The sequence below is a fragment of the Methylobacterium guangdongense genome (assembly GCF_038442355.1).
In the GTDB taxonomy this organism is placed as follows: domain Bacteria; phylum Pseudomonadota; class Alphaproteobacteria; order Rhizobiales; family Beijerinckiaceae; genus Methylobacterium; species Methylobacterium guangdongense.
Genome location: NZ_JBBXMX010000029.1, coordinates 24907 through 49091 on the forward strand (window position 1 = coordinate 24907; position 24185 = coordinate 49091).

The window sequence follows — 24185 nt, forward strand, 5'->3', positions numbered from 1 at the left end:
GATCAGCGACGGAGCTGGGTCGCGTCACCACAGCGATCGGATCGCTTCATGCGTCTCTCCACTCTCCTCGTTGGCCTGTGCCTTGGAGCTACGCTGCCTTGCGCTGCGGTCGCTCAATCGGCTCAGAAGCCTGCTTCGACGACCGCGCCGGATCCGGCTCTGGTGAAGGTCGCACGGGAGACTGTCGCGCAGACGCAAGGCGACCGTACCGCGACGCTCAACGCCATGGCCGGGCCGATGGTCGGCATGATGCAGCAGATCGGCATCAAGGAGCCGGACAAGGCGCAGGTGCTGGTCCAAGAGGTCGTTCTACCGACCCTAACCGCGCACTATGACGAACTGCTCGACATTCAAGCCCGCGGCTTTGCCACGGTCCTAGGCAAGGACGACCTGCTGGCTATCGCAGCGTTCTACGCCACCCCCGCCGGCAAGCACCTTGCCGCCGCCCAGCCGCAACTCGCGCAGGTGCAGCTGACGGGTATGCAGCAGTGGATGCAGTCGGTGATGCCCGAGATGCAGGGCAAGATCGTAAAGGCGGTTCAGACCCACGGCTGGGGTCCGAGTGGACAAGCCAAGCCGCACTGACCAGCCGGCATCGCCGACCTCGTCATGTGACCGGCGCAGCCACTTCGCTCGTGCGGTTTCCGCAGGCGTAACAGAACCGCTCGAAGGTGCTCTTGCGGTGATCACAGGTCGGGCACCGCTCGAATACGCCGATCCCGCAATGCGGGCAGAAGTTGGCCGCGGAGTTCGCGAGATCGATCGGCCGCTCGCAGCCCGGGCATACCTTCTTGGCAAGGCGCAGCAGAGCCTGATCGGTCGCAATCTCGGTTCGCCGCTCCTCGTCGGGCCGTGCCTCAGCGGCGCGTTGCCGCTCCTGATAGCCCTGCAGAGCGTTGATCGCTGCCCGGCCCGCCACGAGCGTGACCACCACTCCGACGCCGTACTGAACGTAGCCGCCGTAGCTCGGCAGGTACGGTACCAGTTCGACGAAGAACGCGAAGGCTGCCGCCAGCGCGAAGCCCCACACGAACGGCCAGTTGCGCGTGTGCCGCCTTTTCAGCAGCAGCCAGCCCGCGAGCGCCAGCAGCGGCAGGGTAAGGGCGAGGCGGTAGGCGAAGACGCGTAGCTCCTGCCCGCTCTCGGCGGCGTCGAGCTTCTGCTGGGCGGCAGCGCGCTGCTCGCTATCGGTGGTCTCCAGCTCAGCCTCCCGCTGCGCGAGGCCGAGATCCGATTTCGCCAGACCTTCCTGCTGCTCCTCGATCGTTCGTTCGGCAGCTTTGAGCGCGTCGAGTTGCTGTGTGCGAACGACGAGACCGGGATCCTGATCGACGCGCTGTGTGGCATTTCGGGTCTTCAACCAGTTGGCGAAGGTCTCACGCGAGGCTTCAGAGGCGGAGCGCGCTGCGTCCAGGGCGAGTTGTGTCCGCTCCGCTTGTTGCTGGTTGTCGGCGCGCTCGCGACGGACCTACTTCAGCGCAGCAGCGGTTGCGTCCGTCTGCCCGCGGTCGAGGAACTGGTCGAGGGTGTAGCGATGCTCGACCTGTGGCAGGTCGCCGACGACGAGCGATCCGAGACCGACCAGGAAGCCAGCGAAGGCGAGGGCAACGAGCCAAAGGCCGAGGGTGAACGACCGCTCGGACAGCCTGGTAGTTGATCTCAACGGCCGACCCTCAACTGAACCGTGCGCGGGTACCGAGGCATGCCCGAAAGGCTCCACTTCAGTCCAGATTGGATTGCGGCTGCCTCTCCTCTACCGCATCCGTGGCGCATGATCCGGTCCGAACTCGTCGCCCGCATCGCGGCGCAGAACCCACACCTCTACGCCAAGGACGTCGAGGCAGTCGTCGACGCCATCCTCGATCGGATGAGCGCGGCGCTGGCGGACGGTGATCGCGTCGAGCTGCGCGACTTCGGCACGTTCGCGATACGGGACCGTGAGGCCCGTACCGGCCGCAACCCGCGTTCGGGCCAGAGCGTCGCCGTCCCGGCCAAGCGGGTCATCCACTTCAAGCCGGGCAAGACGCTGCGCGCCCGGCTGAATCTCAGGCCGGCAGACCAGGAGCGCGAGGCGGAGCGGCGGCTGCGGGCCTCGTGATATCGCCCGCGGTATCGGGCGTCAGAGCCGATGCTTGCCGCCGAGGCTGGAGAGCGCGACGGCCGGCGCGCCGCTCGCCGTCCGCGGCTGCCGGTATCCGGGCACCCGGGACGCACACCGCTCGCACAGCCGAGCCCGGAACTCCAGCTCGGCCGCCATCCCGTCGAGGTGCCGCGCGGTTGCGACCTGGTGGTGCTGCCGTGCCCACGCATGCCGCCGGAACCGCCGCTCCGAGGCCCACATCCGTGCCAGGAACACGAGCCCGAGGAGCAGCACGCGCGGGCTCGGAAGAGGGCGTGTCGGCATGCTCGTTAGCTCGCGCACGCGGCCAGCGCCTCGGTCAGGAGAGCTCGATCGGTGGTGAAGCCGTCGAGGGACGCAGCGCGCCGCAAGAGGATCCGCAGCCGCTCGTCTCGCTCGGCGTCGTCCGCGGGCTGGCGCCGTTCAATCTCCTCAGCGATGGCGCGCGTGAGGCGCCCGATGCGCTCGCTCTCCCGATAGACGATGTCGCCGGCGGTCGTGCGGTCTGTCCGCGCCCTGTCCCAGAAGCACGCGGCGTTCTCGGCGCGTCCGATCAGATCCTCGAACGGCTCCAGCGCCTCGTAGAGATGGACGAGCTGCACGAGCGGCAGGCCGGCAAGGTCGTGCTCCCCGTCAGCGGCCGGCGCTGCGACGCCGACCCCGGCGAGCCGCGCCGCGCCCTCCTGCACCTGACGGAGCATGCGCCACACGCTGTAGACCGACCCACTCGGCGGCACGGTCTCGGGCGCCAGCGGGGACGATCCCTCGCCGAACAGCCGCGCCACCAGCAGCGCCTTGATGCCGTAGCCTGCGACCGTCTCGGCCGGCGCCGCCGCGATCCGCGCCGCCACTGCGCTGACCGCGGCGTAGGCCTCCGACGTGCCGGCGCGCGCCTCCTCGACCCATGCCGCTATGAACTCGGTCCCGAGGGCGATCAATGCAGCATCGGCCGGGGCCGGGCTCACGGTCACCGGAGCATTGCCGGAGAACGCCCCGCCCGGCGCGATCCCATACAGCGCCGCCGCGACGGTACCGAGCGCACGCTCGCCGTCCGTCGGCTCGGCGTCGATCCGAGTCCGGCGAACGACCTCGGCGAGGTACGACGCCAGATCCACGGCTCCCGCCAGCGTCGTCGGCCGAGCCGAGAACAGCGCATCGTATGAGGCAGCCTCCCGCTTCCCCGGCTCCTCCGATGCGGCCATAGCCTCAACGTATCCGGGATCATCCGGCGCCATCTCGTTCCAGACGTTCGACAGCCTGTCCCATTCGGCGAAGGCTGACCGGTGCTCTGCGATTAGTGCGTGCACGTGGTCGCACTGGTTCCCGGCCGTGCCGCCATCCTGAGTGTCGCCGGTCCGAAGAGCCTCGGCCGCCAGGAACGCCCGGTCCGGTCGGAAGGCCAAATCGGACAGCGCATCAAGGCGCAGCTCGCGCCGCGACCGTGCCTCAAGGCGATCGATCTCAGCGCCCAGCAGGTCGCCGTAGACCTCCCGCCGTCGTGTCATCTCGATTTGGGCACGGCAATGGAGCTGCATCGCCACGAAGCCGATCCAGTGCGCCACCGGCGCGCGGTGCGCTTCACCGGCAGCATCCAGGTACGTCACGGTGCCATCGACGTGCGCGAGCCCGCCGGCGATCGTATTGGCCCCACGGGCTGGTGGAACGGTCGGTACCCCCGGCACGCACACCCCGGCCCCGGCGATCAATGAGTCCGCAGCATGATCGACGTGTTGCAGGCCGGGCTCGCCACCACGCTCGCCGCCGAGGATCATGGCCCAGGCGCCGGCTAGGGCACGGAAACCCTCGGGCGTCGTCGGACGCACGGTCTTGAGGCGCTCGTATGCCTCGCCCTCGCGGTCCTCGATCGCGGGATCCACCTCGGGCACGCCCACGCCACCGGCATCCTCGATGGCCGCGCCGAGTGCATCCCAGGAGGCTCGGAACTCGGCCACCACGGCGAGCGCCGGATCCTCGTCGACAACGATGATCCAGGCCGGGCGTGCGCTGAGAAGAAGATCGAGATCTGCGCGGCCACTGCATCACGTGTGCGCGTCGTCCATTTCCCCGAGGTCCGGGTGAAGGGCGACGTCTCGGACTGGATCGAGGCCGGGGGCACGGTCGAAGCGCTGTGGGAGCGCGTCGAGGCGGCCGAGGATCGCGCCGAGGAAGAGACGCCGGAGATCAAGGCTACACCGTTCCAATGGATCGACCCAGCCGCGATCCCGCCGCGCGCGTGGATCTACGGCTGGCACTACATCCGGAAGTTCATCGCGACGACGATCTCGCCGGGCGGCATCGGCAAATCCTCCCTCATCATCGTCGAGGCCCTGGCGATCGCCACGGGCCGCGCGCTCCTTGGCATCACGCCGAACGAGAGCACCCGGGTCTGGATCTGGAACGGCGAGGACCCGCGCAAGGAGATGCAGCGCCGCATCATGGCGGCGGTAATGCACTACGAGTTGCGGCCGGAGGAGATCGAGGGGCGCCTGTTTCTGGACAGCGGGCGCGAGACCCCGATCGTGATCGCCCGGCAGACCAGGGACGGGGCGCAAATCGCCGAGCCCGTCGTCGAGGCTGTGGAGCAGACGATTCTGGAGAACGGGATCGGCGTCTTCGTGGTCGACCCCTTCGTGTCCTCCCACGAGGTCACCGAGAACGACAACAACGCCATCAACACCGTAGCCACCGTCTGGGCGCAGATCGCCGACGAGACCGGCTGCGCGATTGAGCTCGTGCATCACGCCCGCAAAGGCCAAGGGGGCGAGGTCACGGTGGAGGATGGGCGCGGCGCCAGCGCTCTGCTCAGCAAGGCCAGGGCGACGCGCGCCCTGAATGCCATGACGGACGAGGAAGCCGAGAAGGCGAGGGTCATGAACCGTCGCCTGCACTTCAGATACTTCGATGGGAAGGCGAACCTCGCACCGCCAGCCGACAACTCGACATGGTTGCGGCTGGCCTCGGTGGATCTCGGTAACGCAAGAGCGGACCGGCCGGCCGACAGCGTGGGGGTTGTCACGAGCTGGCGCTGGCCGGACCCCTTCGAAGGCGTGACGACGAAGGACCTGAAGGCCGTCCAGATCCTGGTCAGCAAAGGCCGCTATCGCGAGAATTCCCAGGCAAAAGACTGGGTTGGGCTGGCAGTCGCAGAAGCGCTGAAGCTCGACGCGAAGGACAAGGCCGATCGCGACCAGATCAAGAAGCTACTGAAGACCTGGATCAAGAACGGCAGCCTGCGGATCGTCGATGGTCTCGACGAAAACCGGGTGGAGCGCTCATTCGTGGGAGTAGGCGAATGGGCGGACTGACCCTCATCTGCACCACGACGAAAAGTGGAGCGATGCAAGGTGATGCAGTGATGCATCGGCCACACCAGCAGCACCCTCCACCACCCCTACGCCCCGTAGGGGCTAGGGGGGTGGGGGAGGTGTTGCACCCGCGGCAGTCGATCGGGGTTCCCCCGTGATCGCCGCCGCCGACCGCTTCGGCCCGTTCGCGGACGGCCTCGACCCGGCCGAGCGGCTCGCTCGGCTGCGCTCCATGCGGGCCATCGTGAACCTCACGACCGGCCCCCGTGGCGAGACCCTCGCCCGCGCCCTGCACCGCGCCGAGCGCGATCCGGTGCACCTCCCGGCCGCCGTCGCGGCGCTCGACGCCCTCGCCGCCCTCGACCGCCGGCATGTCCTGGCGTCGTTCGCCCGCCTTCACCGCACCGACTGACCCGGAGACCTCCCGTGCTGATCACTATGACGCCCGCAGCCCTCGACGCGATCTGGACGGGTCTGAATGCTGCCCAGCGTTCACCCGCGAGCCCTTGGGTGGCGAAATGCCATCGACAGACCGGAAGCATCTTGAGGGCGGCCGCGCGAGAAGGTTGGGTCGGGATGATCGAAGCCGAGACCGTGCTCATAGCGAGTGGCTTCGGCCTGCCGACCGGCGACCTCCGCACCACCCTCAAGCTGTTCGGCGTAGATCCGCAGCCCGTCTACCGTAGGCCGGGCACGCGGGTGCTGGGTCTGGCTGGATCCGATCGGATCGCGGTCGCCGACTTCGCCGACGTCCTGATGCAGGTGGAACGTCTCGGCTTCGATACAGCCTCCGCGACACTGTGTGAGGCGCTGCGTCCATCGCTCCAGGCCAAGGCATTCATCACGAACGCCGAGGTGTCCGTCTTCTGGCACGACCGCGAGCGGCATCGCTGCGATCCGGTCTTGATCGGGACGGGACCGAACCTCGTCAGCGGGCGGCAGGTCACTGCCCTACGCACGGCGACCGGCTACCGCGTCGAGTTCTACCAGGGCTCGGACGGCCAGCCGACCGATCTGGTAGCCACGGCCCCACGCTGGCGCCCCAGGCGCAGGCGTGTGGGTCTCGCGGCCTGAGCCACGCCATGCCCACCGCCAGCACCACCCGCCGCCTCGCCGCGCACCAGCGCCGCCCCGAGCCCTCGACCCCCGAGCAGCTCGCCGCCTCGATCCTGGTGGTGCTCGCAGGCATCGAGCGGCACCCGTCAGGCGCGCCGGCCGCCCTCGCCTTCCGCTCGGCGCTCCGCCGGAAGGGCCAGGACCTCGCTGATGCCGGCGGCGCGGCAGCGCTCGCCGACATGCTCGCCCGGATCCGTGCCGCCGACCTCGACCGGGCCGACGCGCGCGAAACCGTCATCACCGCCGCGTGGGCCGGTCTGACGGAGGCGGAGCTATGAGGGCCTGCCCGCAGAGCGCCTACCACCCGACCCCAGCGGCCCTCGACCACTCGCTAGGCTTGGCGCGCCTCAGCCACGCGATCAGGTCGCTCAGCGACAGTAAGGCGTCCATGCGGACGGTCGCTACGACAGCGAACTGCTCGGCCGTGCTGCGAGACAGCGCGTCGGAGGCGCTGAGCGCATCCCTCAACATGGTCTCGATTGGGGCCGTCACGACGATCATGTGGCGAATATCCCTCACGGCTTTCTCCGCCGTCGTTCGCAGGGGATCTGCCACGCCCGGTCTCACCGCCTCCACCGCATCGATCCAGGGCCACAAGGCCGTCGCGAGTAGGTGGGGAAGGCCGGACGTATCGAGGGCTCTTGGCATCAGTCTGCGAAGGAAGATCTCTGGACGCTATGCGGACTGGGTGATCGCGGCGGACGGTGTGGGTGCCGCTCACAACGCTATCACGCTGCAAGATCCGATCCCGACAGCATACCTCAAGCGTCTCATCAACGAGGTTGTGATCCGGGTCAGAGCTCGAAAACAGCGGAAACGGGCGCCGCTACCATCTGCGCCTGGATCCGCGCGACCGACACCAACCGAGCCGATACAAGGGGCCGTCATACTGCGGCGTGGGCAAGTCTGCTGCCCGAACCGACGGAAGCCTGAGATGCGCGCTGCCCATTCAGCCATCCAGGTAGCCCAGCATCTCCTCCAGCGTATCGAGCAGATCGCTGATCTGAGATACGGCCGCGTTCAGGATCTCGACGGAACGCCGCCAGGGAGCCGTCGGCTCATCCGGTATCGTCGCGAGCGTCGCTCGGATGCGACGCACTTCCTCGTATCCAGCCTCGATCGCTGCGCCAATCAGCCCCGGATCGACCGACACGAGCCTTCCATCGGTGGTTCGGCGCTCGAGCAGCCGCTGCAGCGCCTCCAGGCTCACGGCCAGCGTGTGCAGGTTGGTCGGCGCGAGCTCGGCCGTCACGTGTTTGCGCCCGACGGTGGAAGGGGTGGCAGCTCCGCCAAGTCCAGCAGCACACGGGCGCCTTGGATCGCCGCCACCGTCTCTGGAGCCGCCCCCTGCGAGCGTGCCCGGTGTTCCAGGTCCGCCAGCCGGATCCCGAGCACCTCGGTCTGTCGCCGGTTCTGGTCGGGTGGAAAGTCGCCCAGCAGGCCGATGAGCTCGACCATGAGCGAACGCGGAGGAACCGCATCGACAGGGGATTGCATGCGCAGGGCCCTCCACGTCGCGAGGCGGGCAGACTGCACCTTGTCGAGCGCGCGTGCTCCAACACAGTTTAGATCCGGCCCCCACCAACTGCCGAGGGTCACGCAGCGTACGGCGCCGGCTGTTCGGCCGGCCGACGGCACCTGAGCGTAGCGCGGGCCATGGGCGACCTCCTCACCCTCCCCGTCGCACCGCGCGAACGCCTCCGCGAGGTGCACAGCTACGGCTTCGCGGCCGACCTCATCTTGGTCCTGATGCTCGACACCGATCCGGGCGCACATCAGCCGCTGCGCCTCTGTCTCGTCGGGCCTGAGCCGCTGCTGATCGAGACGCTGGCCGCCTACCACCATGACGCCGACGGCCGCCGAGCCGCCGACAAGGTGGACGCCGCGGTGCTGCGGGCGCTCCAGCTCGCTGAATGGACGATCCCGGGGAGCGTCGCGTGGCCAAGACCGCCGATCCCCGCACGGAAGCCCGCGCCGCCGTCATTGCCCGCTACGGCAGCGAGGCGGCAGCCCTGCTCCCGTGCGATCGGGAGCGGGCCCTACGCGAGGCCACGTGGCACCTGGTCATGACGGGCAGTCCCGAGACCGGCCCGAGCCTGATGGGCTGGCGTGCCGGGCCTATCGCGACGATGCCGCCCGAGGTGCGCCGCGAGGTGTCCGCCGCGATCCCGCTGCCGGTGACGCTCATCGCGGCTGAGACCGAGGCGGCCTACTGGCGAGAGCGTGCCGAGACGCGGGCGGCCCTGGATGGCGGACCGCTGCCGGTGTGGGTGCGGGCCCGGCTGGCGTTCCTCGACGGGCTCACCGGGATCAAAGCCCCTCCCGTGCCACCGCCGTCGCCCTCCGATGCCCCGGCCGCCGCAGCTGCTCCAGCTGCCCCTGTCGTCCGATCCGAGCCGGCCCCGGCCGCCGAGGGCGACGGCGAACCGGAGGAGGTACCGGAGTCCGGTACCTATCAGGATCCGCCGGACGACCCCAAGCCCGTCCAACCTGGACAGCAGCCCCGTACCCGCGAGGAGGCCCGGGCCGCCGTGCGCGCCCTCCTCGGCGAGGGCCTGACCGACCGCGAGATCGCCCGGCGGGTCGATGTCTCGCCCTCCACCGTCGCCGCCGTCAGGAAGGCCAGCGCATGCCCAGCCACGTCGTAGGCACAGAACCACTTCACGTGAGCGCTGGCCGAACTTGTCCCGGCGAAGAGCAGTGCCAGCGGCGCGATGAGGCTCGCAAGCGTGCGCAGACCCGGGCACAGCGAGAGCCTAGGCGCCGAAACCCGAACCATGATGACCTCGGAGGATGGAACGGGCCGCCAGCCCGCCTACGTATTTCCTCACAAAGCCGAGCTTTACGCCAACGAAATATTAACCTTTGTTAGGGCATGGTTAATAGGCATATCTACAGTAACGGCTGGCGCATTCCGCCCACCGTGCAAGCTCGGTGTCTCACCTCATGCGACACGCGAAGCGCATGTTTTGAGCTGCTCTAGGAACAGGTCGAGGTAGATTAGCCCTGTGCTGGCCTCGGCGCGCAGAGTGGCGTTGACAGCGTCGATCCGGAGGTCACCGCTCGCTGGCCGTGCCTGCAGCTCGGCAATCACCGCGGTAAGCTGCACGCGCTTCGCTAGTAGATCCGTCCGGATCGCGTCGAGCCGCGCACCTGATAACGTTGCCGCACGCCCCTCCCGCAGCAGCATCATCGCCGTGACGTCGACGACGTCGAACTCAGACGTAGCACCGCGATTGGAGCGCAGCGGGATGATCGTGCCCGTCACAGGTGTACCTCCCCCCATATTCCCGCGTTTCGCGCCATGTGTTTGCCTGGCAGCATCAAGTGCATGCGCCTGCAGACCAGCTTTGAGCCGGCGCTTCAGCGTCTCGGCTTCCGCCAGCGCCCAGTCTAGATGCTGATGCGGTGCCATCCGTCGGTCGAGCACCGCGTCGATCCGGGCGCAGCTCACCGCGTCAGGCTCGGTCGGGTTCTGGGTGGCGTCACGAAGTAGGTCCCCAAGCGCATCGTCGAGGCTGGCCCGAACGGCGGCTTGTGCACACGCGTCCTCCATGGCCTCAGCCCACCGCTCGCGCCGCTTCACGCACCTGCTGGGTGGCGATATCGACCTGTTCGCTCGCTCGGGCGATCGCCTCCATACCACCGGCGATCGTCGTCACCCCGTGGGCTGCCGTGTGCATGCTGCCCGACATCTCTCGGGTCACCGCCGACTGCTCCTCCACCGCCGCCGCGATCGCCGCCGAGACTTCGTCGAGGGATCGGATCGTGCCCTGGATCGAACCGATCGCACCCACCGCCTCGCGCGTAGCCGCCTGGGTCGCGGTGATCTGCACCCGGATCTGGTCGGTGGCCTTGGCGGTCTGCTCGGCTAGGGCCTTCACCTCGGAGGCCACGACCGCGAACCCCTTGCCGGATGCGCCGGCACGCGCCGCCTCGATCGTGGCGTTCAGCGCCAGCAGGTTGGTCTGCGAGGCGATGCCCTGGATCATGGTCACGACCTCGCCGATCTGCGTGGCCTGCCCGCTCAGGCCCTCGACGATGCTGCCAGTGTGGCGGGCCTGCTCGACCGCCTCGCCGGCCATGCGCGCGGCGTGGCTGACCTGCTGGCTGATCTCGCCGACCGAGGCCGACAGCTCCTCAGCGCCCGAGGCCACCGCCTGGATGTCGCTCGATACCTGTCCTACGATGCCGGCGGCTTCGGCGGTCTGCCGCGTGACGGCCTCGACTGCGGTGCCGATCGCGTCGAGATCCGTGCCGATCGTCCGCTGCGCCTCGGCCCGGCGCTGGCGCTCGTGCACCTGCGCAGTGATGTCGGCGGCGAACTTCACCACCTTCAGCACCGTCCCGTCCACGTCCTTGATCGGGTTGTAACTGGCCTGGATCCACACCTCGCGGCCACCTCGGGCGATGCGCCGGAACTCGCCCGCCGCGAACTCGCCTCGACCCAGCCCTCCCCAGAACCCACGATAGGCCGTACCCTGCTGCTCGGTTGGGTCCACGAACATGCTGTGGTGCCGGCCCTGGATCTCGTCGAGCCGGTAGCCGACCGCGTCGAGGAAGTTCTGGTTGGCGTCGAGGATCGTGCCGGTCGGATCGAAGGCGATCACCGCCTGCGAGCGATGCAGCGCGGTGATCTGCCCATCGAGATCGAGCATGCGCAACTTCTGGGCAGTGATGTCGGCGGCGAACTTGACGACCTTCACGACGCGCCCGGCGCGGTCGAGCACGGGGTTGTAGCTCGCTTGGATCCATACGGCTCGACCGCCCTTGGCTAGGCGCTTGAACTCAGCGGACTGGAAGGTGCCCCGCCGCAGATCATCCCAGAAGGCCCGGTACTCGGCACTGTCGCGGTAGGCTGCCTCGACGAACATGCCGTGATGCCGCCCCTGTACCTCGGCCAGCGTGTAGCCCATGGCGGTGAGGAAGTTGGCGTTGGCGGTCAGGATGGTGCCGTCGGGCTGGAACTCGATGACGGCCTGCGAGCGGTCGAGCGCGTCGAGTTTTGCCGCCTGATCCGCATGCGCGCGTGTTCCGCCGAACATGGTCGTTTCTCCCGGATCCATCATTTGCTGGGCGGCGGATTGGGAAGCCGACGGGATAGCCCGTCGAGGCGTCACCACATACTCCGTAGCTTCACGGAAGATGCACGAAGCCGGTTACTTCTTTCTGAATGGCAACGCTGTTACTGTGTTGCGCGCCAGAATTTGATCTACATTAGCTGATGATGACAATATTGACGGAAACAATGTTGGCAACAGTACAACTTAGGCGTGTTCGAATAGGCCGAGGTCGCGCAATCCATCGGTTAACAGATCGTTGCTTACTCTTGTCGGCTCATATCGCCCGCCCGCGCCCTCGACCGGGCGCCCGATGCGCCGGACTACCTCCCGCTCGAACGCGACGAAATGTTCGATCCGCCCATCGGCGGCGTGCAACGGTCGGCAATCGACCTCCGCACGGTACTTGGAGCCGTCCCCGCGGTAGTTGGTCAGGTAGCCATGAAAGCGCTCGCCAGCCGCGAGGGCACGATGGAAGGTATCCAGCGTGTCTCGACGCGTCTCCTTGCCTTGCATGAAGCGCGGGCTTCGTCCGAGGATATCGATAAGATCGCGTCCAACGAGCCGGCCGAAAGCCTCGTTGGCACACAGAATAATTGGACCGGGCGATGCTATCGTCGTGTCGGTGACGACGACGCTGACCGTAGCGCGGTGAGCCAATGCACGGATGAGTTCGAATGCAGTCATTTCAGAAGGGTGATTACCCTTTCAAAGACCGCTCGGTAACTTCCCGCGACGCATATCCAGCCCTCAAAATCACGTTGCCCGACGCAGGCGACCGATTTGATGCCGCTCAGCCTCCTCCCGCCATGCGTTCCGCTCGTCCTGCAACACTTCGATGCGGGCATGCAGCTGCCCGGCGTCGATAGCGGTCTCAACGAGCATGTCCTGCGCTGCAGCCAGTTGTCCGCGTAGCTCGGCGTTCTCGGCCGCCATGGTCAGCAGCAGTGCGGCCACATCGTCACCCATGCCAGCACCAGCCTCTCGCGTCCGGGACGCGGCTGGTAGGCCCGGCATGGTTACCGCGTCGACAAGGATACGGGGTCGGCAGCCCCCGATGCCTGCCTCGTCCACAGCAGGATTGCCGGGGAGCGTGCCGCGGCCTCGCGCTCATCCTGTTCCTCTCCTGTTCCTCGCCCGGCCGGCTGAACGCCTCCAAGCTCACGGCGCAGCCCAGCATACCCCGCACCTCGTCGCGCCATGCGCCGCCGAGCGCCATCCAGTTGCCCAGAGGCCAGTCATGACCGGGCTCGCCGGGCACCACGAGGCCGAGATCCACGTCGCTGTCCGGCCGTGCCGTGCTCTTCGCGCGGCTCCCGAACAGCCAGACCTCAGCGATCTCGGGACGCTTGAAGGCCCAGGCGCTGATCACCGGCATCAACTCTCGCCGGACATCAAGCCCGAGGATCGGCAGGTACGGATCCATGAACGACGACAAAGCGATTCCGCTGAGGTGCTGCGGGTACGCGCACACGAACGCGGCGAGCACCTGCTGCGCACAGGCGTCGAGGAACAGCACCTCGGCATCGGTGTGAACCGCGAGACCCGGAACGTCCAAGCGTCCTTCGTCGAAACCTGCCCCGGGTGTGTCGAGCGCGAATGCTGACACCGATTCCTCCGTGCCGGGCAGGAGCGGCAGGCGGGCCGGGTGCTTGGTGCCGTTGGCGAAGCCGTGCACCACCGTCCAGATCTCGGCACACCGGTGGCCGGCCTCGGCCTGGACAACCTCTGTTGCGGTATCGACTGCGCGCTTGCGCATCCGCCCCTGCATCTCCGCGAATCCTGGCTCGCGCCCGGCCTCGGCCAGCCCGACGGAATCGGCAACGTGGCAGACCACGAGACACGCGAGGTAGGCGCGACGGCGATCATCACGCGCGCCCAACAGCTCGTGCAGCGTCGGCAGCACTATGGCCTCGACGTACTCCCGGGGCGTCATCGGCGCGTTCGGTTTGTTGTCCGGCGGCATGCCCTCACCTCATGGCTCGGCCCGCGCCACGACTCGCGCGGATTCCGGCGCGAGCGCTTCGGTCGAGGTCGCCCGCTGCCCCTCGGCAGCTCTTTTTCGGTTCCGTTATCCCCGATTCCAGCAGGATTAGAACTTCAGTAGGCGTGCCCCGCGGGGATTTGCACCCTCCCCCCTCCTGCGGGGAGAGGCGAGTGTTCGGGGAGGGGTGGGTGTTCAGCACCACCCCCTTGCGCGCCACCCGCAGCCACGCCATCCACTCGGCCGAGACGATGCGCACGATGTTCGTGTCGTTGCGGAAGCCGGTCACGCGCCGCTCCTCGACGGTCACGAGCCCGAGCTTCACGGCCTCGCGGATGGCGTTGCGCACGGTGGTCTCGGCCACGCCGACGATCGCCGCGAGTTGGCCGACGGCGAGGCGGCAGTCCTTCCGGCGTACGGTCTCGGCCGCCACCAGGGCCAGGACCGCCTGCTCGGCCAGCGTGAACCGGGCCGCGAGACCGGGTGGGAGTCGCCCAGAGGCAGCCCAGCGGCGGCGGCGCTCCATCGAGGCATCCGTGCGCGGACGCGAACCGACGCCCCGCCTCCTGGCCGTACCCTGGCGATCTTCAGGGGTATCCTGCTCGGTATGGACCTGGATGCCGGCACCTAGCGACGGCGCACGTGCGGCGTGTGGCATCCGGCGCAGGGCCGGTGCATCGGTGCGCGCCTCGATCAGCCCGGACAGTGCCTCGGCCTCGGCTTCCGAGACCCGTCCATCCCCAAACGCGCGCCACAGCAGCGCCGTCACCTGAGGCAGGGTGATTCGGTCGGCCGCCTCGATGGCGCGGCGGATCTCGTCTGCAAACACGTGTCTCGGCCCTTTCCACAGGGCCACAGGGGGACGATCGGCGGCGCAGGCTGTGCGCTCCGTTCAAGACAAGCCGGTAGCGTTGCCAGAACCGGGGTTCTGACTTGACGCCCGAGGGCGGTTCATGGCTTGTGAGGGGTGCAGATGGCCTCACAGCCGCTTTTGATTTCGACGGGCTCCTCGTTTGGCGACGGGGGGCCCGTTGGCTTTTCAGGGTCCTACTGCGGCGATCGGTGCTCCTGGCGATGTCCCGGCCGGCGCCTCGCACGAGGCGATGCATAGCCGGACATGGCATGGCGGCTGGAGCGCACGGCTAAGTCAACGTTAAGGGGCGGGAGACCGCGTGAGCGTCGACATCTTCAATTTCTGGGCGGACGTTCCGCCTAACGCGCGGGTCCACCCCGCCGACAAGCCGATCCTCGATCGATCGCCGCACTCCTTCGATCTGCGATGCTTGCCCTCGAACATCGACGGGCCTCTGCGAACGGCGCGCGTGGTGTTGCTCTACCTCTCGCCCGGGATGGATGAGCGCGACGTCGAGGAGGCGGACTGGCCGGAGTCGCAACGCAAATACGCGGACCGGCGCGCGGGCCATGCGCCCCTACGTAGGCCGGACGATCACAACCGGGGACATGCGTGGTGGGCGGCGCGCATAAAGCGCCTCGGCCCCTGGCAGGAGCTTCAGCACCGCGTGGCCGTGCTGAACATCGGTCCGTATCACTCCCAACGTTTCACGGACTATCCGATGCTGGCGGCCTTGCCGTCCTGCCGGGTGGCTCTCGATTGGGCGCATACGGTGCTGTTCCCGCAGGCCGAGGTCGGGGAGCGCGTCGTGATCTGTCTGCGTGCGGCGCCGTATTGGGGTCTTGGCGCCAAAGGCCGCTACGGCGAGGGACTGTTCGCTCCGAATGTCACGCGAGGCGGCCACATGCTTGGGACAGGCGATGACATGGCCGCGCGCGATGATGTCGTGGCTGCCGCTCGTGCCACTCTGGCGCGCGGGCCGCTCGCTGGTTGAGGGGCTCTCATGGCCGGACTACCGACCATCGGCGACCTGCGCAGGGTCGGCATCATCGCGAGCCAAGAGGTCGTGGCGGCTATCGATCTCTTCATGCGGGACCCAGCGGCCGGACCCTTCCGTTTCGCCAGCGGCCACAGCCTTGATATCGCGGCGTTGGTCACGCTCTCGCTTGGCCCCGAGCGGATCAGGGACAGGGCAGGGCCGCACGAGAAGACGTTCCGGACGGCGGTCGCGGCGCTCGTAATGGCCGCCCATCCGTACCAGCCGTGACCCGTCGGCCGCTCGACCCCGCGTGGACCGCAAGCCACGGGCGGGGGAGCGACCGACATCACCGACACGGGCCTATACGCGACGCGGCCTGTAACTGGAGATGCCACGGCGCGGTAGCGGTCCGGTGAACAGGGCGGCGCCACCAGCCACGATAAGTGCTGTCGCTCAGATCCCCGGCATCAGCGCCGCTCGCCGATGCTCGCTCGGGGTGTGGGCGAACCGATCCCGGAAGCGCTTCGAAAAATGTGCCTGGTTGGTGAACCCACAGGCATAGGAAACTGTCCCGATAGAGAGGTGGGCGTACCCGGCGTCGGCAAGCCGCCGAGCTGCTTCCTCCAGGCGACGTCCCCAGATCCAATCCGATATGTTCTGATCGTGCTCGTGAAACAGCTGGTGGAGGTGGCGCAGCGACACCCCAACTGCTGCCGCAAGCTGAGGCGGATCGAGGGTTGGATCCCCGAGATTGGCTTCAACATGGGCCTTCGCTCGCTGGACCGTCACCGTGGCCTGGAGCGACTTAGGCGTCTCCTGCGCCATACGCTCAGCGAGACTAGCGACCAACAGGTCGATACCGATGCTTGCCATACGCTCGGCCGTGTCGGCGCTCAGCGTCTCATGCACGCGGATCAACTCATCGAAGAATGTCCGGACTAGCGACGCGCTGGGCAGGTCGGCGCCGACAGTCAGCGCCGCGAAAAGGCGTGCCGATCCCAGCATCCGCTCCAACCGGGCACGCGAAACCTCCAGCCGAAGCGTCTGCATAGGCGTGTCGAACGCGTGGGACACCGATGTGGACCGGTCGAACACCGTGATATCGCCTGGCCGCTCGACCGTCGTTCGGCCGTGCTGGCTGCTGCGGGCCATCCCGGCCAATCGGATGACGCAGGTGAGCTTGTCTTGGTCGCCCTCCTCACGGGTGGTGAAGCGCTTGTGCTCCACGCTGTGGGGACTGAAGGCCGTGCGGCTGAGGTTGAGACCTGCAATCTGTGCGCTCTCCCACCGTGCTTCGAAAGGTGTATCCCCTAATGTCCACATCTCGAATGGCGGAAGACGTACGCGGGTGGCCTCTCGCCATACCCTGAAGCGATCGCGGATCTTAATCCCATCTGTGGAAAATTGTGTTTGCAACGGTCAAATACCAGAAACAATCAGCAACGCGCACGCAGGGGAAAACGGATCCTGCGCCTCTGGGATAAACTTCGCTTAGCCAAATCTGCAGATCACTTCAACCTCAGCGTGTAGGCGCCTTGTCGCGGACCATTTGGTACAATGGCCTCGACACCTCCGCCGCGCTGCTCGAAGGGGGTCGTGATGATCGCACTAGATCTTCGGCATCAGCGCCGCACGCCGATGCTCGCTTGGGGCGAGGCCGAAGCGGTCTCGAAACCGCTTCGAGAAATGCGCTTGATTGGAGAACCCGCAGCCGTAGGACACCGCGCCGATCGACATGTGAGCGTAGCCTGGATCAGCCAGCCGTTGCGCGGCGATTTCCAACCGGCGTTCCCAGATCCAATCCGAGATATGCCGGTTGCGCTCGTGAAACAATTGCTGGAGGCGGCGCAGCGATACGCCTACAGCCGCGGCAAGTTTGGGGGGATCCAGCTCGTGATCGCCAAAATTGGCCTCGATGTAGGCCTTGGCTCTTTGCACCGTCACTGTGCCTTGAATTGGCTTCGGCGTCTCCTGCGCCATGCGCTCGGCCATCGCGGCCACCAACAGATCGACGCCAACGCCCATCATACGCTCGGCCATCTCCGGACTGAGCGACCCGTGCACGCGTACTAATTCATCGAAGAACGTTCGCGCTAAAGATGCACCAGGCATGTCGGCACCGATCGGAAGCGCCGCGAACAATCGTGCCGGGCCTAGCATGCGTTCCAGCTTCTCACGGGGCACCTCAACCCGTAGGTTGCGCATCCGAGCAAAGAACTCCAAATCAACCGGAACGTTGTTGTCTAGGATTGTCAGATCGCCCGCGCGTTCCCGCACCGCTCGGTCGTACTGCCTGCATCCAACCGTGCCAGCCACACGAAACAGCGCGACGAGCTTGTCGTGCTTGGCGCCCCTGCGGATGGTGTTCGGTCCGGTCTCCATACGGTAGGCGTCGAAGCTCGTGCGACTGACCGCCAGTCCACCGATCTCGGCAGCCTCCCAACTCGCCTCGAACGGCTGATCGTTCGTCTTCTTCATCTCGAAGGGCGGCAAACGTTCGCGCGAGATCTCCTGCCACGACCGAAATCTGTCGCGGACCCGAACGGCCTCGGTTGAGAACACTTTCCGCAGAGTTCAAGGCCCTCGCGCGAATAGCCGTTTGCGCGCAGAACAAAGAGTTCCGGCGCTCTCGGGACATTATATAGGTAGCCCGGCCTCTAAACCGTATCAACTTTAACGAGCCCTACGGAGATCGCACCAGCGACGCGGCCAAGCCACGCAGGTGTCCATCTGAAAGGAGCCGAAAGCAGCACGCGAGAGCGGCGAGGAAGCAAAGAGCAACGCGATGACGGAAGGGTTCCTCGGCCTTAGCCACGCCTCCTCCACAGTCCTGTCTGGCCTGAACATCGGCACATGGGACAGCGACCTGACTGTCGGAGTCACTCGCGGCGATGCCATCTTCGCTCGGCTGTTCGGCTTCACCCCGGAAGAAGCCGCGTGTGGTGTGAGCGCGGGTCGCTTCGACGCGGCGTTCCATCCTGACGATCGCGGGGTGGTGGAGCGACAACGACGCGAGGCCGCCGGAGATGGGGGCTTATTCGTGTTCGAGCATCGCACGGTGCCCACGCCTGGTCAGATCCGTTGGGTGCTGGCGCGAGGACAGTTCGAGCGTGATGCGGGTGGAGCAGTGGTACGCTGCCGCGGGATCTGCATCGACACCACAGATAGTCGAGCCGAAGGGCACATCGCGGGGCGGTTGCATGTGCGCATCGGGGAGGTGGAGGACACTCCGCCTCTCGACCGCCTCGCCGAACTAGCCGTAGCGGTGTGGGAGACCCTGGCCGAGACGGACCCCAAGACGGACACTGCGGTCCGGCCGATAGTGCGGATGCTTCTAGACCGGATCGCGCGGCGGATAGCGGTGGATCTCGACCCGGAAGATCTCGCCTCGACGGACACATCGGACGACGAGCCATCCGTGCCCCGCGGCCGAACACATTAGCGCGGGGTCACATTCGAAACGTACTCGCTGGGTTGGAACCCGAACTCCGTCGTCCACCGCACCGCGAGACATATCTGCGTTTCACTCCCCATCTGGCGGCTTCTTCGGAGGGCGCGCCTGCTGCGCATCCTCATCAGGAGGATCGAAGAACCGCTCGATAGGCACACCGAGGATATCGGCGATTTGGCGCAGGCGTTGGCTGACCTTGACCCGCGCTGCGAGGGATGCGGGCGCACTTTGGAGATCGCGGTTGTCGTTCGCCACTTGGCATCCGCCTCATGATGAAGCTCCCTCAAGCCATCCGATACAATTGTATGCATCGATATACAATTCATGGAACGGCCTGAGAGCCATGCTCAGGGCGGTTGGCTCATCAAACAGGCTGGCCAAGGATGGCATGCCACGTCGGATGAAGAAGCCCGGCACCCCAGGTACCATGATTGAAAGCGTCACCCCCCCCCTCCCTGCAGAAAGACCGTTCAAAACAGCAACGGCCACATCACGATACTGTGGGCAGGAGCAAGCTTGAACGTCGGCTGCAGAACGCGGGCGAACAATGTGGAAGCCTCAGCTTTCCGTCCGACAACGAAGTCACCTCCCTGGATGACGCGGCTTCGGCAACCCAGACTGATCCAAACCGAGAATTACGGTAAGGTCGATCAGTGTAGGGGTTGATAGCATACAGGCTTTACCTTGCTCGATCGCCGTCATTGCTTCCGGCGCAAGATTTGCCAAGCGCGCCGCGTTTGACAACGATAGGCATAACTGTAGCCGAGCGGGATCGGCGTGGATTGCAAGGTTGCTCAGCAGGATCCGCTGCAACTCTTCGGTATCCGTCATTCATCGCACCAAATTTCCTTGGTGTGCCCTCTCTTGAATGTTGCGACGCACCACGGGGGAAAACAACATCATAAGTTGCATTTGATGGGTGCGGCGTATGCCCGTATGTCTCTAGGGAGCATCGCGCTATGCCATTCAGGTGGCTTCTGCATATGGGCGCAATCTCCATTTCGAAGGGCGATGAGCACGTGGTAACGACTTCTTGCCATATGCAACTTATAGGTGCAGGTATGACGGGAGCGATCGGAGGTATCTGCTATGGCGTTTGATGGAAAAATTCACTGTCCGCTCAAACTACTCCGACCGGTCAGCGAGATCGCTGCAGCCTACGTGGCCACCAATCATGTAGCTGTATCCGAGCTGCCAGCATTACTCGCTCGTCTGCATGCTGAACTGAGTCGGATCTCAGGCCAGACCACCGGATCGCCTACCGCAATCACGAAGAAGCCCACCGCGAGCGAGATCCGCAGCTCGCTGAGCCACGAGGGGATCACGAGCTTCCTCGATGGCCGCACATACAAGGCTCTGAAGCGGCATATCACCAGACATGGCCTCACTCCGGAGACTTACCGCCGACGCTACGGTTTGCCGCCCGACTATCCGATGGTCTCGCCTGCCTATAGCGCGCGGCGAACCGCTATCTCAAAGGCGATCGGCCTCAGCAGATCACAGAAGGCTTCGATAGCAGTCCACGATGAGCAACCCGCCAGAAGGCAGCGCAAAGCCGCCTGAGCATTGCCAGGCCCAATGCGGTATCGCGTTGGCCTGGCCGAGCACATGCACCGCTGCGTACTATAGATTGCACAATTTGATCGCACACAATCTTTAGCTGTGCTACGAGCGGTTGTCGAAGGTGACGATCCTGGCACCGTACATAGGCTTCTGCAATGACGACGAAGGCCCCCAAACAGGCGACCGAAGCCGACCGCACGATCGGCAGTCGTCTGGCCGCGTTGCGCAGCGCGCAAGGCCTCAGCCAAACCGCCTTGGGGGCAGCGATCGGCGTCAGCTTCCAGCAGGTGCAGAAGTACGAGAAGGGCCGCAATCGCATCGGCGCCGGGAGACTGCGGGCGATCGCGGACCTGCTGCCGGTCCCGGTCGAGACGTTCTTTCTCTGTGAGCCTACATCGGTGGCAGGGTTGGGTGATGTCCAGGCCTTCTTCGACGATCCGCAGCTGATGGAGTTAGTAGCCGCCTACCGAGACATCACCGACGAGGGCATTCGAAGTAGCGTCCTGTCGATCGTCAAGACTGCGGCGATAATCTCAAAAGGACAAGCTGAATAAGTGGTTACGCGATCATCGTGGGTTGCCAATCTCAGGAATGATACTGGTTCACCAGCGGCGACCGCAGCGACGTCGCGGTGCTCGTGACCGCCACGCCAGCCTTTGGGGCGGTGACCGGTCGAGACCGCAGAGGAAGGCGTTTCTGACGGTGCTGGCGGCGCATGCGAAGCCGTCGTGATCATTGGCTGCACGGCTCAGCCCCAATCAGTCGCTGCCGGTGTAGTCTGATCCCTGCCGGTCCGCCAGCCGCATCTCGATCTCGTTGGCGGCGTCGGCGTAGAGTTCGAAGCGCCGCTTCAGCAGCGCACGCTTGGTCTCGCTCTTCTTCGTCTCCATCCCGGCCTTTGCCTTGTCGGCCTTCCCACGCAGCTTCGAGGCGAACTTCTCGTAGGCCGCGTTGATCTTGCCCGCAATCTTCTCAGTCTCCTGGCCCAGTGCGTCCGCATGATCGCCCACCATGCTGGCTCCGAGATCCTCGGGTGTGATGGGTGCCGTCGATCCTTCGCGTTCGGTTGAGCGGGCCATGCCATACCTCCTAGGTGTGCAGTCTGGACGAAGTCAGAGACCGATCGTCGGAAACCGGACCGATCAAGCTATCCCTGGCACACCAACCCGCCTACGATGATGACGTCTTCCCCCCAAGGAGACACTCTCAACATGACTCGGGCGTCTCGCACAGGGTGCCCTTTTCGTTGATTAGTATGTCGCGCGTATCAACAGGTGGGTCGCGCGCTGACATGACGCGTCAGTTCGGTGTGGCGTCGCTACCCTGGCCTCGGTCGCCACCACGTGGCACCCCCGCTAACATGACAAAGCAAGATGCGCTGACCTGCGAAGTGCAGGTGGATGGGACGTGGCGCGCCATGGGTCTCGATGAGGCCGCCGTCTACCATCCGGCGGACCTGAAGCGCTGCCCGGCCTGTCATGGACGGGTGATGATCCTCGGGGCCTACAGCGGACCCAACGTCCGCCGCTCCCTGTCACACCGGAAGTCGCACAGCGGCTGCCCGCGGCAGGCTGATATCTACTCGGGCACACCATCCTCACACCCACAGGCGCTCGTATGATCGTGCCTACGACCGAAGGGTCGTCCGCTTTACACGCATAGATAGAACCAACACACGATAAATCGCAACGTTCGAGCGAGGCTTAACCTCGCGTGCCGGCTTCGGTCGACCACCACGTCCGCCCGCAGATATGCCCCTCATCTGTCGAGGGCAGGCGTGGATGTCGCGCTTGTGTACGACGCCAAACCAATACCGATAGCCGCGAGAACTAGTTTCTTGTAGCTTTGCAGGATCGGCACCTGTCGATCTCCGCGCCCGCTGCCTAGTGTGCCCCCCAGTCCCTGGAAAGCGGGCGCGGATGTACGAACAGCGACGCAGAAGTGGCGCGGTGAGCAGTGCGCCTGCGCACTTGCCGCCTAGGGCTCGGTTCTCGTACCCTCCCAGCGTGATCCAATCCCAGCTTGCCGCCCATCTCCCAAAAGACGAGGGCTCGGAATGGCCGCCCTTGGTAGAGCATGCTCTGCGGGCCGTCGCCGATGGCATGGCAACCGAGGATAAGGAAAAAAATCAGCAGTGAGAGAGCGTAGCTGAGACATGGCCACGCCTGAGTCCGACGAGCAATTGCGCGCTCGGCTGTTGCCCGTCGTCAGCGAGGAGCTTCGCCCTTTCGTGAGGATCGCGGTTGGCGCCGAACTTGATGCCATGGGTCGAAAACACAATCGCTTCCGAACCGGCGTTCCGTTGAAGAGTCTAGACACCAAGCGGACATGAGTCGACGAACCGATGGTCGCCCGGTCGGTTGACTTAGGTTACCGGCGGATCATGGTGTCGCGTGTCCAAGACTGAGCCGTCGGTGCGCATCGGCAAGTTGCTAGAGGCCAAAGTCATCACGCGGGCTGAGCTCGATGCCGCAGTCGAAGCCTTTATCGTCAATCCGCAGGTCGGTGCGTTCGAAATTGCTCCCGGCTACACCGTGGATCTGACAGCAGCCGTGAAGGCAGATCGGCATGCGACAGCCACCGTCAAGGAACCAACGGCCAAAAGCGGAAGCCGGCGAGCGGCAATCAGATCCGCGCTCCTGCTGGCTAGGCTGATGTAGGGGAATGGCGCTGATCGCCGCCATCCCGTGATCAGGTCAAGCGCCGAGATCGAGATTGCCTGGCTGATCGTCATTCCGTTGGTGTGCCTCTAGTCACACCACTAGATCTGAAACTTAATTGCCTTGTGCCTCGTAGAGGGCAGATGGCTCGCAAGCATCCGATCCCGGTGTCGTACCTTACCTCTCGGGCCGTTCGTGTGCGCGTAGTGCCCTGCCCCACCTATACGGAGTGCTTCCGCTGGGTTGTGTCATCGGCAGATGGGCTCTTATCCGAGCAGTCAGCCTACCCCTACGCGACCAAGGCTGCTGCCATGATTGTCGGCCGGATCCGGATGGCTGATCTGGCCAACGACCGACAGAGCACGGAGCCACTGACCTCTGAATTGGAAAGCCCATGATCACGGCGGTCTTCACCATCATGCGGCGTGGGCCCGGCGACGTCGCCTCATCGACCAGGAGCTTCTTGGCGTACGAGTGCATCTCGACTGCCTTGGCGACGTCGACCGCGTGGCCGGACTTGAAGGCGAACGGCAGGGCACCCTCGTCCTTCAGGTAGGCCGCCGTCGCGGCCTAAATCTCCCCGTCCACGACGCATCGGCTTTGAGAACGCAGTAGGCCCTCCCTGCCGTTGATCGAAACGGACGGCAAGGCGAGGTATCGCATCAAAACGTCCGCGTTTAAGCAGCCTTGCGGCTGCGCTTCGGCTGGCGTTCGGCCATGGCGCCGGGCTGGCCCAGGCCGATCGACTTGGCCAGCGCGGAACGACGCTCGGCATACTTGTCAAAAGGCGTTGGAACGGGACCCCGGATCGGCGTGCAATTGGGGCTCTGACGCAATTTCGCTGATCATGGAGGCGTGAGGCCGATCAGGCGAGCTTGCAGCAGGTCAATCTTGCCGCGGCCGTACATCTGGCGCTTCACCAACTTGAGTTTGGTGATCTGCCCTTCAGTCTGGCCGTTCGACCATGACAACGTGATCGCCGCCAGAACCGCAGGTTTGTCCTGACCCACGCCGCGGGCGAACGAGGCGACGAGGCCTGTGCCAGCACGCGTGAGCCACCCTTCGAGCCTGTCCGGCGCCATCGCCCGGACCATC

General features: G+C 65.7%; 32 protein-coding genes and 1 pseudogene. 13 read left to right on the forward strand and 20 right to left on the reverse strand.

Annotated features, from left to right (window positions below; all coding sequences use genetic code 11):
- Positions 1-162 precede the first annotated feature (162 nt).
- The gene (locus AAHG09_RS28745; protein ID WP_342111247.1) at positions 163-585 is read left to right on the forward strand and encodes a DUF2059 domain-containing protein; all 423 of its coding nucleotides are present in this window, start codon (positions 163-165) and stop codon (positions 583-585) included.
- A 22-nt stretch (positions 586-607) separates the two neighbouring features.
- Here AAHG09_RS28745 and AAHG09_RS28750 read toward each other — a convergent pair whose 3' ends face one another.
- Both AAHG09_RS28750 and AAHG09_RS28755 read right to left on the reverse strand, forming a co-directional pair.
- Entirely contained in the window at positions 608-1360 is a 753-nt protein-coding gene (locus tag AAHG09_RS28750; protein WP_342111250.1) for a double zinc ribbon domain-containing protein, read from the reverse strand.
- A gap of 108 nt (positions 1361-1468) precedes the next feature.
- On the reverse strand, positions 1469-1663 hold the full coding sequence (locus AAHG09_RS28755; protein ID WP_342111252.1) for a hypothetical protein: 195 nt from the start codon (positions 1661-1663) through the stop codon (positions 1469-1471).
- A 108-nt stretch (positions 1664-1771) separates the two neighbouring features.
- Here AAHG09_RS28755 and AAHG09_RS28760 point away from each other — a divergent pair, with 108 nt between their 5' ends.
- On the forward strand, positions 1772-2098 hold the full coding sequence (locus AAHG09_RS28760; RefSeq protein WP_342111254.1) for an integration host factor subunit beta: 327 nt from the start codon (positions 1772-1774) through the stop codon (positions 2096-2098).
- A 21-nt stretch (positions 2099-2119) separates the two neighbouring features.
- Here AAHG09_RS28760 and AAHG09_RS28765 read toward each other — a convergent pair whose 3' ends face one another.
- Positions 2120-2404 (reverse strand): hypothetical protein, encoded by a 285-nt coding sequence (locus AAHG09_RS28765; RefSeq protein ID WP_342111257.1) that lies wholly within the window; start codon positions 2402-2404, stop codon positions 2120-2122.
- Positions 2405-2409: 5 nt separating this feature from the next.
- Positions 2410-4074, reverse strand: a complete 1665-nt coding sequence (locus AAHG09_RS28770; RefSeq protein WP_342111259.1) for a hypothetical protein — start codon at positions 4072-4074, stop codon at positions 2410-2412.
- A 120-nt stretch (positions 4075-4194) separates the two neighbouring features.
- Here AAHG09_RS28770 and AAHG09_RS28775 point away from each other — a divergent pair, with 120 nt between their 5' ends.
- From AAHG09_RS28775 to AAHG09_RS28790, 4 genes are all read left to right on the forward strand, one after another.
- Positions 4195-5424, forward strand: coding sequence for an AAA family ATPase (locus tag AAHG09_RS28775; protein WP_342111261.1), 1230 nt, complete (start codon positions 4195-4197; stop codon positions 5422-5424).
- A 154-nt stretch (positions 5425-5578) separates the two neighbouring features.
- On the forward strand, positions 5579-5836 hold the full coding sequence (locus tag AAHG09_RS28780; protein ID WP_342111262.1) for a hypothetical protein: 258 nt from the start codon (positions 5579-5581) through the stop codon (positions 5834-5836).
- A gap of 164 nt (positions 5837-6000) precedes the next feature.
- Positions 6001-6498: a hypothetical protein gene (locus AAHG09_RS28785; RefSeq protein WP_342111264.1), complete on the forward strand. Its 498-nt coding sequence runs from the start codon at positions 6001-6003 to the stop codon at positions 6496-6498.
- An 8-nt stretch (positions 6499-6506) separates the two neighbouring features.
- Positions 6507-6818: a hypothetical protein gene (locus AAHG09_RS28790; protein ID WP_342111266.1), complete on the forward strand. Its 312-nt coding sequence runs from the start codon at positions 6507-6509 to the stop codon at positions 6816-6818.
- 19 nt (positions 6819-6837) lie between these two features.
- On the opposite strand, the gene AAHG09_RS28795 is transcribed toward AAHG09_RS28790, so the two are convergent.
- The 3 genes from AAHG09_RS28795 to AAHG09_RS28805 all read right to left on the reverse strand — a co-directional run bounded on the left by AAHG09_RS28795 (position 6838) and on the right by AAHG09_RS28805 (position 8385).
- Entirely contained in the window at positions 6838-7095 is a 258-nt protein-coding gene (locus tag AAHG09_RS28795; RefSeq protein ID WP_342111269.1) for a hypothetical protein, read from the reverse strand.
- A gap of 394 nt (positions 7096-7489) precedes the next feature.
- Positions 7490-7792: a hypothetical protein gene (locus AAHG09_RS28800; protein WP_342111271.1), complete on the reverse strand. Its 303-nt coding sequence runs from the start codon at positions 7790-7792 to the stop codon at positions 7490-7492.
- On the reverse strand, positions 7789-8385 hold the full coding sequence (locus tag AAHG09_RS28805) for a hypothetical protein (protein WP_342111273.1): 597 nt from the start codon (positions 8383-8385) through the stop codon (positions 7789-7791). Before AAHG09_RS28805 ends, AAHG09_RS28800 begins: the two co-directional genes overlap by 4 nt.
- Positions 8386-8477: 92 nt before the next feature.
- On the opposite strand from AAHG09_RS28805, the gene AAHG09_RS28810 reads away from it, so the two are divergent.
- Positions 8478-9188: a helix-turn-helix domain-containing protein gene (locus tag AAHG09_RS28810; RefSeq protein ID WP_342111275.1), complete on the forward strand. Its 711-nt coding sequence runs from the start codon at positions 8478-8480 to the stop codon at positions 9186-9188.
- Positions 9189-9484: 296 nt separating this feature from the next.
- Here AAHG09_RS28810 and AAHG09_RS28815 read toward each other — a convergent pair whose 3' ends face one another.
- From AAHG09_RS28815 to AAHG09_RS28840, 6 genes are all read right to left on the reverse strand, one after another.
- Positions 9485-10126, reverse strand: a complete 642-nt coding sequence (locus tag AAHG09_RS28815) for a hypothetical protein (protein ID WP_342111276.1) — start codon at positions 10124-10126, stop codon at positions 9485-9487.
- Positions 10101-11585, reverse strand: a complete 1485-nt coding sequence (locus AAHG09_RS28820) for a methyl-accepting chemotaxis protein (protein WP_342111278.1) — start codon at positions 11583-11585, stop codon at positions 10101-10103. The genes AAHG09_RS28815 and AAHG09_RS28820 overlap by 26 nt, the downstream gene beginning before the upstream one ends.
- Positions 11586-11807: 222 nt before the next feature.
- Complete coding sequence (locus tag AAHG09_RS28825) at positions 11808-12287, reverse strand: PAS domain-containing protein (protein WP_342111280.1); 480 nt, start codon at positions 12285-12287, stop codon at positions 11808-11810.
- Positions 12288-12356: 69 nt separating this feature from the next.
- Positions 12357-12569 (reverse strand): hypothetical protein, encoded by a 213-nt coding sequence (locus tag AAHG09_RS28830; protein ID WP_342111282.1) that lies wholly within the window; start codon positions 12567-12569, stop codon positions 12357-12359.
- On the reverse strand, positions 12562-13566 hold the full coding sequence (locus AAHG09_RS28835) for a nucleotidyltransferase family protein (RefSeq protein WP_342111284.1): 1005 nt from the start codon (positions 13564-13566) through the stop codon (positions 12562-12564). Before AAHG09_RS28835 ends, AAHG09_RS28830 begins: the two co-directional genes overlap by 8 nt.
- A 4-nt stretch (positions 13567-13570) precedes the next feature.
- Positions 13571-14413: a helix-turn-helix domain-containing protein gene (locus tag AAHG09_RS28840; RefSeq protein WP_342111286.1), complete on the reverse strand. Its 843-nt coding sequence runs from the start codon at positions 14411-14413 to the stop codon at positions 13571-13573.
- Between the two features lie 343 nt (positions 14414-14756).
- Between AAHG09_RS28840 and AAHG09_RS28845 the strand changes: the two genes are divergently transcribed.
- Both AAHG09_RS28845 and AAHG09_RS28850 read left to right on the forward strand, forming a co-directional pair.
- Entirely contained in the window at positions 14757-15431 is a 675-nt protein-coding gene (locus AAHG09_RS28845; protein ID WP_342111288.1) for a hypothetical protein, read from the forward strand.
- 9 nt (positions 15432-15440) lie between these two features.
- Positions 15441-15704, forward strand: coding sequence for a hypothetical protein (locus AAHG09_RS28850; protein WP_342111290.1), 264 nt, complete (start codon positions 15441-15443; stop codon positions 15702-15704).
- A 165-nt stretch (positions 15705-15869) separates the two neighbouring features.
- Here the strand turns inward: AAHG09_RS28850 and AAHG09_RS28855 are convergent, their stop codons facing one another.
- Together AAHG09_RS28855 and AAHG09_RS28860 are read right to left on the reverse strand one after the other, a co-directional pair.
- Positions 15870-16832: a helix-turn-helix domain-containing protein gene (locus tag AAHG09_RS28855; protein ID WP_342111292.1), complete on the reverse strand. Its 963-nt coding sequence runs from the start codon at positions 16830-16832 to the stop codon at positions 15870-15872.
- A gap of 192 nt (positions 16833-17024) precedes the next feature.
- A complete protein-coding gene (locus AAHG09_RS28860; protein ID WP_342111295.1) occupies positions 17025-17894 on the reverse strand; it encodes a helix-turn-helix domain-containing protein in 870 nt (289 codons plus the stop codon).
- Between the two features lie 307 nt (positions 17895-18201).
- Here AAHG09_RS28860 and AAHG09_RS28865 point away from each other — a divergent pair, with 307 nt between their 5' ends.
- Positions 18202-18858 (forward strand): PAS domain-containing protein, encoded by a 657-nt coding sequence (locus tag AAHG09_RS28865; protein WP_342111297.1) that lies wholly within the window; start codon positions 18202-18204, stop codon positions 18856-18858.
- A gap of 81 nt (positions 18859-18939) precedes the next feature.
- Here the strand turns inward: AAHG09_RS28865 and AAHG09_RS28870 are convergent, their stop codons facing one another.
- Together AAHG09_RS28870 and AAHG09_RS28875 are read right to left on the reverse strand one after the other, a co-directional pair.
- Positions 18940-19122, reverse strand: coding sequence for a hypothetical protein (locus AAHG09_RS28870; protein ID WP_342111300.1), 183 nt, complete (start codon positions 19120-19122; stop codon positions 18940-18942).
- 327 nt (positions 19123-19449) lie between these two features.
- Positions 19450-19698 carry a hypothetical protein gene (locus AAHG09_RS28875; RefSeq protein ID WP_342111302.1) on the reverse strand — a complete coding sequence of 83 codons (249 nt, stop codon included), beginning with the start codon at positions 19696-19698 and terminating at the stop codon, positions 19450-19452.
- A gap of 258 nt (positions 19699-19956) precedes the next feature.
- Here AAHG09_RS28875 and AAHG09_RS28880 point away from each other — a divergent pair, with 258 nt between their 5' ends.
- Together AAHG09_RS28880 and AAHG09_RS28885 are read left to right on the forward strand one after the other, a co-directional pair.
- On the forward strand, positions 19957-20430 hold the full coding sequence (locus AAHG09_RS28880) for a Ros/MucR family transcriptional regulator (protein WP_342111305.1): 474 nt from the start codon (positions 19957-19959) through the stop codon (positions 20428-20430).
- Positions 20431-20585: 155 nt separating this feature from the next.
- Positions 20586-20984: a helix-turn-helix domain-containing protein gene (locus tag AAHG09_RS28885; RefSeq protein ID WP_342111307.1), complete on the forward strand. Its 399-nt coding sequence runs from the start codon at positions 20586-20588 to the stop codon at positions 20982-20984.
- Between the two features lie 204 nt (positions 20985-21188).
- Here the strand turns inward: AAHG09_RS28885 and AAHG09_RS28890 are convergent, their stop codons facing one another.
- Positions 21189-21509: a hypothetical protein gene (locus AAHG09_RS28890; RefSeq protein WP_342111310.1), complete on the reverse strand. Its 321-nt coding sequence runs from the start codon at positions 21507-21509 to the stop codon at positions 21189-21191.
- 1314 nt (positions 21510-22823) lie between these two features.
- Between AAHG09_RS28890 and AAHG09_RS28895 the strand changes: the two genes are divergently transcribed.
- Complete coding sequence (locus AAHG09_RS28895) at positions 22824-23090, forward strand: hypothetical protein (protein WP_342111312.1); 267 nt, start codon at positions 22824-22826, stop codon at positions 23088-23090.
- Between the two features lie 677 nt (positions 23091-23767).
- On the opposite strand, the pseudogene AAHG09_RS28900 reads toward AAHG09_RS28895, so the two are convergent.
- Positions 23768-23869, reverse strand: a pseudogene (locus AAHG09_RS28900) (MucR family transcriptional regulator); the annotation flags it as partial.
- A gap of 66 nt (positions 23870-23935) precedes the next feature.
- The coding region (locus tag AAHG09_RS28905) for a transposase (protein WP_342111314.1) at positions 23936-24185 on the reverse strand (250 nt) is incomplete at its 5' end.

Coding starts and splice junctions, on each gene's coding strand:
- AAHG09_RS28760 (WP_342111254.1), top strand. CDS start 1,772: ATGATCCGGTCCGAACTCGTCGCCCGCATCGCGGCGCAGAACCCACAC.
- AAHG09_RS28765 (WP_342111257.1), bottom strand. CDS start 2,404: ATGCCGACACGCCCTCTTCCGAGCCCGCGCGTGCTGCTCCTCGGGCTC.
- AAHG09_RS28785 (WP_342111264.1), top strand. CDS start 6,001: ATGATCGAAGCCGAGACCGTGCTCATAGCGAGTGGCTTCGGCCTGCCG.
- AAHG09_RS28790 (WP_342111266.1), top strand. CDS start 6,507: ATGCCCACCGCCAGCACCACCCGCCGCCTCGCCGCGCACCAGCGCCGC.
- AAHG09_RS28805 (WP_342111273.1), bottom strand. CDS start 8,385: ATGGTGGTAGGCGGCCAGCGTCTCGATCAGCAGCGGCTCAGGCCCGAC.
- AAHG09_RS28820 (WP_342111278.1), bottom strand. CDS start 11,585: ATGTTCGGCGGAACACGCGCGCATGCGGATCAGGCGGCAAAACTCGAC.
- AAHG09_RS28825 (WP_342111280.1), bottom strand. CDS start 12,287: ATGACTGCATTCGAACTCATCCGTGCATTGGCTCACCGCGCTACGGTC.
- AAHG09_RS28830 (WP_342111282.1), bottom strand. CDS start 12,569: ATGGGTGACGATGTGGCCGCACTGCTGCTGACCATGGCGGCCGAGAAC.
- AAHG09_RS28835 (WP_342111284.1), bottom strand. CDS start 13,566: ATGCCGCCGGACAACAAACCGAACGCGCCGATGACGCCCCGGGAGTAC.
- AAHG09_RS28850 (WP_342111290.1), top strand. CDS start 15,441: ATGGCCGGACTACCGACCATCGGCGACCTGCGCAGGGTCGGCATCATC.
- AAHG09_RS28860 (WP_342111295.1), bottom strand. CDS start 17,894: ATGAAGAAGACGAACGATCAGCCGTTCGAGGCGAGTTGGGAGGCTGCC.
- AAHG09_RS28865 (WP_342111297.1), top strand. CDS start 18,202: ATGACGGAAGGGTTCCTCGGCCTTAGCCACGCCTCCTCCACAGTCCTG.
- AAHG09_RS28875 (WP_342111302.1), bottom strand. CDS start 19,698: ATGACGGATACCGAAGAGTTGCAGCGGATCCTGCTGAGCAACCTTGCA.
- AAHG09_RS28880 (WP_342111305.1), top strand. CDS start 19,957: ATGGCGTTTGATGGAAAAATTCACTGTCCGCTCAAACTACTCCGACCG.
- AAHG09_RS28885 (WP_342111307.1), top strand. CDS start 20,586: ATGACGACGAAGGCCCCCAAACAGGCGACCGAAGCCGACCGCACGATC.
- AAHG09_RS28890 (WP_342111310.1), bottom strand. CDS start 21,509: ATGGCCCGCTCAACCGAACGCGAAGGATCGACGGCACCCATCACACCC.